The organism is Streptomyces thermocarboxydus (genome assembly GCF_024760485.1).
Taxonomy (GTDB): domain Bacteria; phylum Actinomycetota; class Actinomycetes; order Streptomycetales; family Streptomycetaceae; genus Streptomyces; species Streptomyces cellulosae.
Genome location: NZ_CP058273.1, coordinates 6393658 through 6406582 on the forward strand (window position 1 = coordinate 6393658; position 12925 = coordinate 6406582).

General features: G+C 72.7%; 14 protein-coding genes and 1 tRNA gene. 7 read left to right on the forward strand and 8 right to left on the reverse strand.

The features are described 5' to 3' along the window. The gene (locus AY578_RS29185; RefSeq protein ID WP_258906203.1) at positions 1–903 is read left to right on the forward strand and encodes a sugar phosphate isomerase/epimerase family protein; all 903 of its coding nucleotides are present in this window, start codon (positions 1–3) and stop codon (positions 901–903) included. Between the two features lie 69 nt (positions 904–972). After that, positions 973–2001, forward strand: a complete 1029-nt coding sequence (locus AY578_RS29190; RefSeq protein ID WP_215188789.1) for a Gfo/Idh/MocA family protein — start codon at positions 973–975, stop codon at positions 1999–2001. A 790-nt stretch (positions 2002–2791) separates the two neighbouring features. Here AY578_RS29190 and AY578_RS29195 read toward each other — a convergent pair. Genes AY578_RS29195 through AY578_RS29210 form a run of 4 tightly spaced genes read right to left on the reverse strand, consistent with a single transcriptional unit; the run spans position 2792 to position 6837 of the window. Then, positions 2792–3808, reverse strand: coding sequence for a Gfo/Idh/MocA family protein (locus AY578_RS29195; RefSeq protein ID WP_258906206.1), 1017 nt, complete (start codon positions 3806–3808; stop codon positions 2792–2794). Next, entirely contained in the window at positions 3805–4809 is a 1005-nt protein-coding gene (locus AY578_RS29200) for a Gfo/Idh/MocA family protein (protein ID WP_136239464.1), read from the reverse strand. Before AY578_RS29200 ends, AY578_RS29195 begins: the two co-directional genes overlap by 4 nt. Positions 4810–4855: 46 nt before the next feature. Beyond that, positions 4856–5632 carry an SDR family oxidoreductase gene (locus AY578_RS29205; protein ID WP_019521586.1) on the reverse strand — a complete coding sequence of 259 codons (777 nt, stop codon included), beginning with the start codon at positions 5630–5632 and terminating at the stop codon, positions 4856–4858. Positions 5633–5661: 29 nt separating this feature from the next. Then, positions 5662–6837, reverse strand: coding sequence for a phytanoyl-CoA dioxygenase family protein (locus AY578_RS29210; RefSeq protein ID WP_136239462.1), 1176 nt, complete (start codon positions 6835–6837; stop codon positions 5662–5664). A gap of 109 nt (positions 6838–6946) precedes the next feature. Here AY578_RS29210 and AY578_RS29215 point away from each other — a divergent pair, with 109 nt between their 5' ends. Both AY578_RS29215 and AY578_RS29220 read left to right on the forward strand, forming a co-directional pair. Next, on the forward strand, positions 6947–7981 hold the full coding sequence (locus AY578_RS29215) for a LacI family DNA-binding transcriptional regulator (protein WP_019521584.1): 1035 nt from the start codon (positions 6947–6949) through the stop codon (positions 7979–7981). Positions 7982–8074: 93 nt separating this feature from the next. After that, complete coding sequence (locus AY578_RS29220; RefSeq protein ID WP_019521583.1) at positions 8075–8650, forward strand: TMEM175 family protein; 576 nt, start codon at positions 8075–8077, stop codon at positions 8648–8650. A gap of 12 nt (positions 8651–8662) precedes the next feature. Here the strand turns inward: AY578_RS29220 and AY578_RS29225 are convergent, their stop codons facing one another. Next, positions 8663–9826: a Gfo/Idh/MocA family protein gene (locus AY578_RS29225; RefSeq protein ID WP_019521582.1), complete on the reverse strand. Its 1164-nt coding sequence runs from the start codon at positions 9824–9826 to the stop codon at positions 8663–8665. Between the two features lie 183 nt (positions 9827–10009). On the opposite strand from AY578_RS29225, the gene AY578_RS29230 reads away from it, so the two are divergent. From AY578_RS29230 to AY578_RS29240, 3 genes are all read left to right on the forward strand, one after another. Beyond that, positions 10010–10083 (forward strand) — tRNA-Pro (locus AY578_RS29230). 91 nt (positions 10084–10174) lie between these two features. After that, the gene (locus AY578_RS29235; protein WP_215048460.1) at positions 10175–10654 is read left to right on the forward strand and encodes a pyridoxamine 5'-phosphate oxidase family protein; all 480 of its coding nucleotides are present in this window, start codon (positions 10175–10177) and stop codon (positions 10652–10654) included. 75 nt (positions 10655–10729) lie between these two features. Then, positions 10730–11398, forward strand: a complete 669-nt coding sequence (locus AY578_RS29240) for an MSMEG_1061 family FMN-dependent PPOX-type flavoprotein (RefSeq protein WP_019521580.1) — start codon at positions 10730–10732, stop codon at positions 11396–11398. Here AY578_RS29240 and AY578_RS29245 read toward each other — a convergent pair. The 3 genes from AY578_RS29245 to AY578_RS29255 form a co-directional block, all read right to left on the reverse strand. After that, a complete protein-coding gene (locus AY578_RS29245) occupies positions 11389–11781 on the reverse strand; it encodes a DUF6069 family protein (protein ID WP_136239460.1) in 393 nt (130 codons plus the stop codon). The genes AY578_RS29240 and AY578_RS29245 overlap by 10 nt on opposite strands. Further along, on the reverse strand, positions 11778–12317 hold the full coding sequence (locus AY578_RS29250) for a TetR/AcrR family transcriptional regulator (RefSeq protein ID WP_251143137.1): 540 nt from the start codon (positions 12315–12317) through the stop codon (positions 11778–11780). Before AY578_RS29250 ends, AY578_RS29245 begins: the two co-directional genes overlap by 4 nt. 148 nt (positions 12318–12465) lie before the next feature. Continuing rightward, positions 12466–12897, reverse strand: a complete 432-nt coding sequence (locus AY578_RS29255) for an ankyrin repeat domain-containing protein (RefSeq protein WP_028960904.1) — start codon at positions 12895–12897, stop codon at positions 12466–12468. Between the last annotated feature and the right edge of the window lie 28 nt (positions 12898–12925).

A 12925-nucleotide genomic window follows, 5' to 3' on the forward strand; every position in this document is an offset into this window, starting at 1 on the left:
ATGGCAGTCGCCCTCGACCGCATCCGGGTCGGTTCCGCCCCCGACTCCTGGGGCGTCTGGTTCCCCGACGACCCGCAGCAGGTGCCCTGGCAGCGCTTCCTCGACGAGGTCGCCGAGGCCGGCTACTCCTGGATCGAACTCGGCCCCTACGGCTACCTGCCCACCGACCCCGCCCGCCTCAAGGACGAGGTGAGCCGGAGGAACCTTCAGGTGTCCGCGGGCACCATCTTCTGCGGGCTGCACCGCGGCCCGTCCGAGTGGGACTCCACCTGGGAGCAGGTCAGCCGCGTCGCCGCGCTCACCCAGGCCATGGACGCCGAGCACCTCGTCGTCATCCCCTCGTTCTGGCGGGACGACAAGACCGCCGAGATCCTGGAGCCGCCGGAGCTCACCACCGAGCAGTGGGGCCACCTCACCCGGGGCATGGAACGCCTCGGCCGCGAGGTGAAGGAGACGTACGGGCTCGACATCGTCGTCCACCCGCACGCCGACACCCACATCGACACCGAGAAGCACGTCGAGCGCTTCCTCGACTCCACCGACTCGGGCCTGGTCAGCCTCTGCCTCGACACCGGTCACTACGCCTACTGCGGCGGCGACAGCGTCAAGCTGATCGAGACCTACGGCGAGCGCATCGGTTACCTGCACCTCAAGCAGGTGGACCCCGAGATCCTCGCCGACGTCGTCAAGAACGAGATCCCCTTCGGGCCCGCCGTCCAGCGGGGCGTCATGTGCGAGCCGCCTGCCGGCGTGCCGGAGCTGGGGCCTGTGCTGACCGCCGCGCAGAAGCTGGGCGTGGACCTGTTCGCGATCGTCGAGCAGGACATGTACCCGTGCGAGCCGGACAAGCCGCTGCCCATCGCGGTGCGGACCCGCAAGTTCCTTCGCTCTTGCGGTGCCTGACCGCTCTTGCGGGGGCTGACCGCTCTTGCGGTGCCTGACCACCACGTTCCTTATGGGGAGGCGACTCACATGAACCGGCGCGAGACCCTCGGGATCGCGGTCGTCGGCACCGGCCGCATGGGTGCCGACCACGTGCGGCGGATCGACCGGGTGATCAGCGGGGCGCGGGTCGCCGCGGTCGTCGACATCGACCGGGCGCGGGCCGAGGCCGTCGCGGCCGGCGTGGACGGCTGCACCGCGTACGTCGATGCCGACGAGGCGATGGCGTCGGCGGACGTCGACGCCGTCCTCGTCGCCTCGTCCGGGGCCGCCCACGAGGAGGCGCTGCTGGCCGCGTTCGCGCGGGACCTGCCCGTCCTGTGCGAGAAGCCGCTGACTCCGGATGCGGCGTCCGCGCTGCGTGTCATGGAGGCCGAGGTCGCCATCGGGCGCCGGCTGGTGCAGGTCGGCTTCATGCGCCGCTACGACACCGAGTACGTCCGCCTCAAGGCGCTGCTCGGCACCGGGCAGCTGGGGCGGCCGCTGATGCTGCACAACCGCCATCGCAACGTGGCCAGCCCGCCCTTCTTCACCAGCTCCATGCTGATCACCGACTCCGTCGCCCACGAGGTCGACGTCACGCGGTGGCTGCTGGGCCACGAGATCAGCGCCGTGACGGTGCTGTGCCCGGAGCCGTCGTCCGGCGCGCCTGGCGGACTGCGCGATCCGCAGTTCGTCGTCCTGGAGACGGACGGGGGCGCGCTGTCCGACGTCGAGATCTTCGTCAACTGCGGCTTCGGCTACCAGGTGCAGGCCGAGGCGGTCTGCGAACGCGGCACCGCCCGCATCGGCGACGGCCACGAACTGGTCACCAACATGGCCGGACGCTGGGGCGGCACCATCCCCCAGGACTGGACCGAACGCTTCGCCCAGGCCTACGACGACGAGGTCCAGGCGTGGGTCGACGCCACGCGGCGGGGCGAGGTCACGGGGCCGAGCACGTGGGACGGCTATGCGGCGGCGGCGGTGTGCGAGGCGGGGGTACGGGCGCTGGAGACGGGGCGCCGGGTGGAGGTCTCGCTCGCGGAGCGGCCGGGGTTGTACGGGGCTGAGGTCTGAGGGGCGTCGTCGTCCGGTCCGGTGGGGGCTGGGGTCTGATGCCTGCGGTGCAGGGTTCTGTCCGGTGGGGGCTGGGCCGTCCGCCTGCGGTGCAGGGTTCTGTCCGGTGGGGGCTGAGGTCGTCCGCCTGCGGCGCAGGGTTGCGGTTCGGTGGGGGCGGGTGTAGCGCCTACGGGTGGTGGGTGGTGCGGGGCCGCGGTGGGGGCGGTCGTCCTCGGTCTGGCGCGAGAGTGCGTGTTGGTACGTGAACGGCGCGGACGCGCCAGCCGCTGCGGGCGCCCACCCCCACCCCGTCCCCTCCCCGGCCGTGGGCCGACTAGACGGACACCCGGTTGCGCGGGCGGCCGCAACCCACCGCCAACCGCGCCCGCGCGGCCAGCCGACGGCCGCAAGCTGCCGCCCACTGCGGGCATTCGTGCCTCCCCCAGTGCTTTGAGGGCCTGGGAGGTGCCCCCAGGGCGATGGGGGTACCTCCCGCTCGAGCGGAGCCGAGAGTGGGGGAGGGTGGGCGCGGCGGCACCCTGCTGGCGCCAGGTGCGCGAACACCCCCCGGCCCGCACCGACACGGTGCCTGTTGTCCCGCCCAGCCAACTGCGGGCATTCGTGCCTCCCCCAGTGCCTTGAGGGCCTGGGAGGTGCCCCCAGGGCGATGGGGGTACCTCCCGCTCGAGCGGAGCCGAGAGTGGGGGAGGGTGGGCGCGGCGGCACCCTGCGGGCGCCAGGTGCGCCAACACCCCCCGGCCCGCACAAACGCCGGTACAGGTCGCTGCCGCAGCCCCGACGGATGTCGTCACAGCTCCGTACGGGGCCGCGGGGCCAACCCCGCCGCTTCGTAACACGCGTCCACCAACTGCATCGTCTCCAGCGCGTCCCGCGCGTCCAGGGGCAGGGGCGTGCCCTGACGTACCCGGGCGGCGAACGCCTCCAGCTGGTACTCGTACGACGACCGCGTCCCCAGCCGCTCCGTACGCTCCCCGGCGTCGGTGCGCATCACAAGACGGTCGTCCATCTGCGGCAGCACGAAGTTCGGGGCTACGGCCTCGCCCCGTGTGCCCACCACCCGCAGGCTCATGTCGAGCTCGCCGTAAGCCATATGGCACCGCGCCGTACCTGTCGCCCCGCCGGGAAACTCCACCTCCGAGTCCAGCCACTCGTCCACCCCCGGCGCCCCCGCCCGCTCACCCGCCCGCGCCGCGACCAGGCGGGGCGCGCCGCCGGCGAACGGCGCGAGCATCCGCAGCGCGTGCAGCCCGTAGCAGCCCAGATCCATCAACGCCCCGCCCGCCAGGGACAGCGACCAGCGTGGGTCGTCGGGAGCGGGGGCCGGAATCGCCACCAGCGCCTCGGCACGGCGCAGTTCACCCAGCTCGCCGGAGGCCAACAGCTCGTGCAGCCGCCGCGTGACCGGGTGGAAGAGGTAGTGGAACGCCTCCATGAAGACCGTGCCGGACGCAGCGGCGGCCTCAAGGACCTCCCGTGCCTCCACGGAGTTGCTCGCCGACGGCTTCTCCGTCAGCACATGCTTGCCCGCCGCGAGAGCCGCCAGGTTCCAGGGACCGTGCAGCCCGTTGGCGAGCGGGTTGTAGACCACCTCGACCTCGGGGTCGGCGAGCAGCTCGGCGTACGAGCCGTGGGTCCGCCCCACGCCGTGCGCCGCGGCGAAGGCCTCGGCGCGGGAGCGGTCGCGGGCGGCCACCGCGACCAGGCGGTGGCCGCCGGACCGGGCCGGGGCGACGAGGGCGCGCTCGGTGATCCGCGCGGCCCCCAGGATTCCGATGCGCAGCGGCCGTGGAGCGGACTCGCTCATGCCTGCCGTACCTCTTCGAGGGTGACGGGACGGTGCTCGTGCAGCGACAGTGTGCACGCCTCGGCGATCCAGCCCGCCTCCAGTGCGTCCTCGATCGTGCACGGCGACGGGCGGGAGCCCGCCACCACCTCGGTGAACGCGAGGAGTTCGGCGCGGTAGGCGTCGGTGAAGCGGTCCATGAAGAAGTCGTGCGGCACGCCCGCCGGGAAGGTGACGCCGGGTTCGACCGAGCGCAGCGGCAGCTTGTCCTCCAGGCCCACCGCGATGGAGTCGGTGAATCCGTGGATCTCCATGCGGACGTCGTAACCCCGCGCGTTGTGGCGGCTGTTGGAGACCACCGCGAGGGTGCCGTCGTCCAGGGTGAGGATCGCGCCCGTGGTGTCGGCGTCGCCCGCCTCCTTGATGAAGTCGGCGCCCCGGTTGCCGCCGGCCGCGTACACCTCGGTCACCTCGCCCCCGGTCACCCAGCGGATGATGTCGAAGTCGTGCACCGAGCAGTCCCGGAAGATGCCCCCGGACGCGGCGATGTACGCGGCGGGCGGCGGCGCCGGGTCGAGAGTCGTGGAGCGCACGGTGTGCAGCTTGCCCAGCTCGCCCGACTGGACGGCGGCGCGGGCGGCGACGAAGCCCGCGTCGAAGCGGCGGTTGTAGCCGATCTGTACGGGTACGTCCCTGCCCGCGATCGCCTTCAGCACCTCGACGCCCTCCGCCATCGTGCGGGCGACCGGCTTCTCGCAGAAGACGGGCACGCCCGCGTCCACGCACGCCGTGATCAGCCCCGGGTGCGCGTCGGTCGCGGCGGCGACGACCACGCCGTCCACGCCGGCCGCGAGCACCGCCTCGGGGGAGTCCGCGACCTGCGCGCCGAAGCGCTCCGCGGCGGCCTTCGCGGCGTCCGCGAACGGGTCGGAGACGACGAGGGACTCGACGGCGTCGAGCCCGGACAGGGTCTCGGCGTGGAAGGCGCCGATGCGGCCGAGGCCGAGGATTCCGATGCGCATGAGGGGTGCTCCTTGGGTGCGGTGGTGCGGGTGGGGGCGAGGGAAGTCAGTCGAGGCCGCCCAGGACGTTCTGGTCCCAGTCGATGACCGAGCCGGTGACCACCCCGGAACGGTCGGAGAGCAGCAGGACCACGAAGTCCGCGATCTCGTCCGGCTGGCCGAGCTTGCCCATCGGCAGCCGTGCGGCGGCCTGCTCCCGCCAGTCGTCGCCGGCGCCGTGGAAGGCGCGCTGCGTGGCGTCCTCGCCCTCGGTCGCGGTCCAGCCGATGTTCAGGCCGTTGATCCGGATCCGGTCCCAGCGGTGGGCGTGCGCCGCGTTGCGGGTCAGGCCCATCAGGCCCGCCTTGGCGGCGACGTACGGGGCGAGGAACGGCTGTCCGCCGTGCGCCGACGACGTGATGACGTTGACGATCGTGCCGGGCTCGGCGCGCCGCACCATGTCCGCCACCGCCGCCTGCATGGCGAAGAACGGCGCCTTGAGGTTGATCGCGATGTGCTGGTCGAACAGGCCGGGGGTGGTGTCGAGCAGCGTGCCGCGTGAGGTCAGGCCGGCCGCGTTCACCAGGCAGTCGATGCGGCCGTATGCCTCTACGACTCGGGTGACCGTTTCCTTGGCCTGGTCGGCGTCCGCCAGGTCTGCCCGTACGAACATGGCCTTGGCGCCCTGCCCGGCCAGCTCGGCCACCAGTGCCTCGCCCGGCTCCGGGCGGCGGCCGCTGACCGCCACGACCGCGCCTTCGCGCACCGCGGCCCGTGCGACGGCGGCGCCCACTCCTTGAGTGCCGCCGTTGACGAGGACGACCTTGTCGTCGAGGAGTCCCATGCTGTCCTTCCGGTTCTGGGGTCTGCGGGTCAGCTCGCGCGCCGGGCCGTGGCCGTCCGCAGCGCGTCGCGGAGGGCTCGTGGCGTCCAGTCCTCGTGCAGGGCGCGGCGCACCGTGTCGGCCTGGGACGGCGGGGCGAGACCCTCGACCGGCGGGTCGTTGTCCAGGTTGGTGGGGAACGGGTAGCCCTCCGCGCTCGCCGCGATCACGTTCTCCAGCCACTGTTCCGAGGCGCCCTCGGCCTTGCGGGCCAGCAGGACCGGGTAGACGGCGCCCACCACGGCCTCCCGGTCCACGGTCTCCATGGCCCGCCCGAACGCCGAGGACACCTGGAGCAGATTGGCCGTGCGCCGGATGTCCGCCGAGCGGTTCGAACCGGCCGCGTGGAACAGCGCCGGGTTGAAGAACACCGCGTCGCCCTTGGCGAGGGGGAGCTGGATGTGGTGGGCGTCGAAGTACGCCTGGAATTCGGGCCGTCGCCAGGCGAGGTAGCCCGGCTCGAACTTCTGCGAGTGCGGCAGGTACATGGTGGGCCCGGACTCCACCGGCATGTCGCAGTGCGCCACGGCGCCCTGGAGGGTGAGTACCGGGGAGAGACGGTGCACGTGCGCCGGGTAGGCGGCGGCCGTCTCGTCGGAGAGGAAGCCCAGATGGTAGTCACGGTGCACGGTCTGCGCCGCGCCTCCCGGGTTGACCACGTTGACCTGGGACGTCACCTGGTAGCCGGGACCCAGCCAGGCCGTGGAGACGAGGGCGATCATGTCGTTCGCGTAGTAGTCGGCGAACGCCTCCGGGTCGTGGAGCGCGGCCTTCTCCAGCGCGTTCCACACCCGGTCGTTGGCGCCCGGTGCGGCGAAGTGGTCGCCGGCGGTCGCGCCCGCGGCCCGCTGCTGGGCGATCAGGGCGTCGAACACGGCCGTGGTCCGGTCCACCACCGAGGTGTCCGAGAAGGCGCCGCGGATCACCACGATGCCGGGACCGTCGGCGAGGGCATGGACCAGTTCGGCCTGCGCGGTGCGGCGGTCCGTGAGCGCGAGCCGGTCGGCGTCGTAGAGCAGTACGTTCTGCTCGACGGCCGAGGCCAGCGGGTAGACGGAGACGTCGGTGGACTGCTCGACCAGGGCGCGGAAGGCGCCCAGGTCGCAGTCCCGCTCCGACAGCCAGACGGCCGCCGCGGGGGTCTGTACGGAAGGCGATGCGGACATGGAGTCGTCCCTTCGGGTCACGGAGCGACGCGGGTGATGTCATTCTTGTCAGAACAAACCCCTCGCACCACCATCAGGAACCCATCAAAAACCCCTCAGGAGCAGTGGCATGGGGCACCCCTTCCCGATCCGCGAAATCGCACGTCAGGCCGGGCTGAGCGAGGCCACCGTGGACCGCGTCCTCAACGGCCGGGGCGGGGTGCGGGAGAGCACCGCGCGCGAGGTGCACCGGGCCATCGCCGACCTGGACCGGCAGCGCACCCAGGTCCGCCTGGTCGGGCGGACGTTCATGGTGGACATCGTCATGCAGTCGCCCGAGCGCTTCTCCACGGCCGTCCGGGCGGCTCTGGAGGCCGAACTGCCCTCCCTGCACCCGGCGGTGGTGCGCTCCCGTTTCCACTTCCGGGAGACCGGCCCGGCGGAGGAGCTGGTCGCGGTGCTGGACCGGATCGCCCGCCGTGGCTCGCAGGGTGTGCTCCTCAAGGCGCCTGACGTCCCCGAGGTCACCGCCGCCGTCGGCCGGCTCGCCGCGGCCGGCATCCCGGTCGTGACCCTGGTCACGGACCTGCCCGTCAGCGCGCGTATCGGCCATGTCGGCAGCGACAACCGCGCGGCCGGCGCCACCGCCGCCTACCTCATGGGCCAGTGGCTCGGCGACCGGCCCGGCAACGTCCTCACCAGCCTCTCCAGCGGGTTCTTCCGCAACGAGGAGGAGCGCGAGATGGGCTTCCGCAGCACCATGCGCGCCCGCCGACCCGGGCGCGTCCTCGTCGAGATCGCCGAGGGCCAGGGCCTGGACGCCACCCAGTACGACCTGGTCCGCGCCGCCCTGGAACGCGACCCGGAGATCCGCGCGGTCTACTCGATCGGCGGCGGCAACATCGCCACCCTGCGCGCCTTCGAGGACGCCGGACGCGAGTGCGCCGTGTTCATCGCGCACGACCTCGACCACGACAACACCCGGCTGCTGCGCGAGCACCGGCTGTCCGCCGTCCTCCACCACGACCTGCGCCACGACCTGCGCGAGGCCTGCCACATGGTGATGCGCGCGCACGGCGCCCTGCCGCCCGCCGGGCCCACCCTGCCGTCCGCGATCCAGGTGGTCACGCCGTACAACATGCCCGCGCCCGCCGTGGCCGGGTGACCCGGCTGGCGTGTAGCGCCGCGTGCCCGGCCGGGCGTGCCTACCGTCGTGCGCATGAGGAAACCGACCACGGAAGGCGGCCCCGACCGGCTGGTGGCGCTGTCCGACGGCGTCTTCGCCATCGCCATCACCCTGCTGGTCCTCGACATCCAGGTGCCGCAGGGACTGGATTCCGACGGGTTCCACGAGGCGCTCCGCGACGTCCTGCCCAACCTGGGCGCCTACGCGATCAGCCTCGCCGTGCTGGCCGGCTTCTGGCGCGACCACCGGGCGATCTTCCACCGCGTGCGGCTGGTGGACGCCGACGTGATCTGGCTGACCGTCCTCGGCCTGGGCCTCGCCGCGCTGCTGCCGTTCCCCACCGCCCTGGTCTCCGAGTACGGCGACGAACCCACCTCCGTGGTCATCTACTCGGCGGCGGTGGCCTCCCTCGGCGCCGTCCACCTCGCCCTCGCCGTCGTCGTCGCCCGCCGGCCCTGGCTGCACGGCGACGTCGAACCCCTGCGGAACGAGTTCCTCTACGCCGTCGACCTGGGGGTCATGGTGGGGGTGTTTGTGGTGACCATTCCCCTGGCCCTGCTGGTGGGGCCGGCCGCCATGTGGTGGTGGCTGGTACTGGTGCCGGTCAAGGTGTGGCTGGGGCGGAAGGACGACGCGGCGGCGAAGTAGGCGCCGGGTGTCTCACGCGGGCGCGTCCACGGTGACCCAGGTGCGGTCCTCCGCCGACCGGGCCATGGCGTCGAGCACCGTCGCGCTGTGCACCGCGTCCGCGAGGGTCGCGCCGTACGGGACGCCCTCGGCGACCGACCGCAGGAAGCGGTACGCCTCGATCACCTTCAGGTCGTCGTAGCCCATGGCGTTGGCCGCGCCCGGCTGGAACGCGCCGAACTCGCCGTCACCCGGCCCGACGTACACCGTGCTCACCGGCTGGTCCTGGTAGCCGGTGCCGCGGCTGACGCCCAGTTCGTTCATCCGGCGGAAGTCCCAGAACACGGCCCCCTCGGTGCCGTGCACCTCGAAGCCGTAGTTGTTCTGCTCGCCGACGGAGACCCGGCAGGCCTCCAGCACGCCCCGCGCGCCGGACGCGAACCGCAGCAGGCAGTTCACGTAGTCCTCGTTCTCCACCGCGCCCAGCTCGCCGCCGGTCGCGCGGGAGTGGCCGGCGGTGGCGCCGGCCGGGCGGGCCCGCTCGGGCAGGAAGACGGCCGTGTCGGCGGTCAGCGACGCGATGTCGCCGAGCAGGAAGCGGGCCAGGTCTGCGCCGTGCGAGGCCAGGTCGCCCAGCACCCCGCTGCCGCCGCGCTCCCGCTCGTAGCGCCAGGTTAGCGCGCCCTCCGGGTGGGCCGCGTAGTCGCTGAACAGGCGGACGCGGGCATGCGTGACCCGGCCGATCCCGCCGGAGGCGATCAGCTCGCGGGCGGCCTCCACGGCGGGCGCGTTGCGGTAGTTGAAGCCGACCGCGCCCTGGACGCCGGCCTTGGCGACCGCGTCCGCGACCGCCCGGGCGTCCTCGGCGGTCAGCCCGACCGGCTTCTCGATCCAGATGTGCTTGCCGGCCTCGGCCATGGCCACGCCGATCTCGCGGTGCAGGAAGTTCGGCGCGGTGATGCTGACCGCGCGCACCCGGGGATCGGCGGCCACGTCACGCCAGTCGCGGGTCGTCGAGGCGAACCCGAACTGAGCGGCGGCCTCCTCGGCCCGCCCCGGCACTTCCTCGGCGACGGTGACCAGCTTTGGGCGCAGCGGCAGCCCGGGGAAGTGGTGCGCCACCCGCGCGTAGGCCTGGGTGTGCACCCGCCCCATCCAGCCGAATCCGACGACGGCGACGCCCAGCGCATCCACCATGACTTGCCTCTCTCCGGCCGGGTCCTGTCCTGCCCGCCCACCTTCGGGCCCGGCCCGGTGTCCTGTCAACCATTTGACAGGACAAATGTACGGACCCTGCGCGCTGCGACCGCGGCTCACCCCGCCTCCCGCATACGGTAGGGTTGACCTGCGAGATCACGCGGTTCGCCGCGAGAGCCGCATCGGGACGTGGCGCAGCTTGGTAGCGCACTTGACTGGGGGTCAAGGGGTCGCAGGTTCAAATCCTGTCGTCCCGACGATGCGAGAACAGGGGCCCGCCGGACATCCGGCGGGCCCCTGACGCATGTGCCGGGAATGGAGCGCCCGTTGACGGGTGTTGCGCGGGACGTGACCACACGACCAGGACCTCGCCCCCTCTCCGACGAAGCCCTTTCGCGGCTGCTCGCCGACCAGCGGTTCGGCACGCTCGCCACCGTCCAGCGCAGCGGCCACCCCCACCTGAGCACGATGGGGTACGTCTGGGACGCCGACGCCCGCGTGCTGCGGTTCTCCACGACGGCCGACCGCGTCAAGGTCGCCCACCTCCGCCGGGACCCGCACGCCGCGCTGCACGTCCAGGGCGACGACGTCCGGTCGTTCGCCGTCGCCGAGGGTGAGGCCGAGCTGTCGGACGTCACGACGGTCCCCGGGGACGCGGTCGGCCGGGAGTTGCTCGGCATCGCGTCCCGGTTCGGTCCTCCCGAGGACGAAGCGGCGTTCCTCCGGCAGCTGGCCGACGAACGGCGCTTGCTCATCCGCCTCCAGGTGACCCGGCTGTACGGGACGGCGCTCGACATCGGTGGTCCGGACGAGTCCGGGAACGGGTGACGCACGCCGTGCAGGGCTCCATGGGATCACCCGGAGTCGTGCGCCGGACCAAGGTCGTCTTCTAGGGTCGTGCGTATGACGACCGACACGGGGACCACCAGCGGCCTGCTCTTCGACGCCCTGCGCCAGGACGCCCTCACCGGCATGGAACAGCTGCGCGAGCTGTACCCGGAGCCGAACGAGAACGCCGTCCGCAAGGAGATCGACCATCTCACCGACGAGACGCGGGCGTTGATCGGCTGCGCCTCCCTGGTGTTCATCGGGAGCGCCGACGCCGAGGGCCGCGCGGACGTCACCCCGCGAGGCGGACCGCCCGGGTTCGTGTCCGTGCTGGACGACCGGACGCTGGCGATCCCCGACGCGACGGGCAACAAGCGGCTCGACACCCTGCGGAACGTGGTGGACACCGGACAGGTCGGCCTGCTCTTCGTCATCCCCGGCCGTACGACCACGCTCCGCGTCAACGGGCGCGCCTTCGTCTCCGCCCGCCCCGAACTGCTCGGCCAACTCACCGCCGTGGGCAAGCCGCCCGTCTCCGCGATCGTGGTGCGGATCGACCAGGCCTACCCGCACTGCCCCAAGTCGCTGATGCGCGGCAACGCCTGGAAGCCGGAGAACTGGGTGCCCGCCGACGCCCAGCCGAGCAGCGCCCAGGTGACCCTGGCGCAGCTCAGCCTGCCCGGTCTGACGGTCGAGCAGATCGAGGAGCTCGAGCGGGAGTCGCTGCGTACGCGCTACGAGTGAGCGCGAGGCCGGCCGCCCAGGCCGGCCATCAGTACGGCCGCCACGGCCAGGTGCATGAGCGCGAGTGACGTGCGTGTCCCGCCGTCCATGCCGTCACCGGTCAACGGCAGGAACGACACGGCCAGTACGGCGACGGCCACGCCGGTCCAGATCGCGCGGGCCCGCCGTACGCCGAAGCGCTCGAGCGTGGCGAGGAGCGCCCACCCGGCGAGGGACGCGAGCAGGGCGACGACGGCGACGGGCGCGGCGCCCACGTCGAGCGTCTCCTCGCCGTCGGTGACGCGGAGTCGGTGGCCCAGGACGGGGTCGGTGACCGCCCATGTCACCATGGCGGCCAGTACGGCCGCCGCCGTGGCCGCCGGCCGGCGCGTCCTGGCGCTCACTCGGCGCCGCCCGAGAGCGCTCCGTGGAGGAAGACCTCCACCAACTCCCGCGGGCTGAGGTCGGGTTCACCGTCCGTGCGCGGCTGCGTGAAGAGCAGCCCGATGAACAGCGCCGCGATCTGCTCCGGCGGCCGGCGCAGATCGTCCTTCTCGGGCTCCAGCAGGTCCGCGAGGGCCGCGCGGATACGGGTGGTCGACTCCTCGCGGCCGGCGCCGCGCACGGTCCCGGCGTGCTTGCCGCCGCGGTGTCCCAGGGAGCCCAGGATGGCGCCGAGCCGGTCCATGTGGGCCTGCAGCGCCTCGGCCGCCTCCGCGAGCCGGTCGGGGAGCGGCTGGGTCACGTCGATGGTGTCGAGTTCGCGCACGGCGTGCTCGGGGGAGAGGGCCTCGGCGATGCACGCCTGCAGCAGTTCGTCCTTGTCGGCGAAGACCCGGAAGACCGTGCCCTCGCCGATGCCGGCGGCACGGGCGATCTTCGCGGTCGTCACGGCGGAGCCGTACTCGGTGATCAGCGGGATCGCCGCCTGAATGATCATCGCCCTTCGCTGCTCGGGCGACATGCCGGGGGCGCGGCGACGGGCGGGCGTGGTCGGTTCGTTCTTGGCTGCTGTCATGACGACAGCGTACGGAGTGAGTGCTCACTCCGTCAATGAGTGAGCACTCACTCCGTAGGGAATCGTGGCGTCAGCCGGTCGTCTCCTGGGGCCGCGCGCCCGCCGCGAGGAGCACCTCGACCGTCTCCGGGTGGGGTCCGTTCCGCGCCCACTGCAGCGGCGTGAGCCCCGTGCCGTGGTCCTCGCGGAGATTCGGATCCGCCCCGTGGTCGAGCAGCACGCGTACCGTCCCGGTGTGCCCCCAGCAGGCCGCCCCGCACAACGGGGTGCCCTGGTCCCCGCGCCCGCTCTCCGCGTCGGGTGAGGCCCCGGCCGCGAGCAGGCGCCGGACCATGTCGGTCGCTCCGTGGACCGACGCGGCGTAAAGGGGGGTCGTGCTGTCGGCGTCACGCCCGTCGGGGTCGGCCCCGGCCCGCAGCAGGGCGTCGACCTCGTCGGCCTCCCCGAACATCACCGCCATGACGAGCCGCCGGGCCAGCTTTTTCTGCTGTCGTCTGTTCACGCTCGACAGCGTAGGTCCGGATCACCGT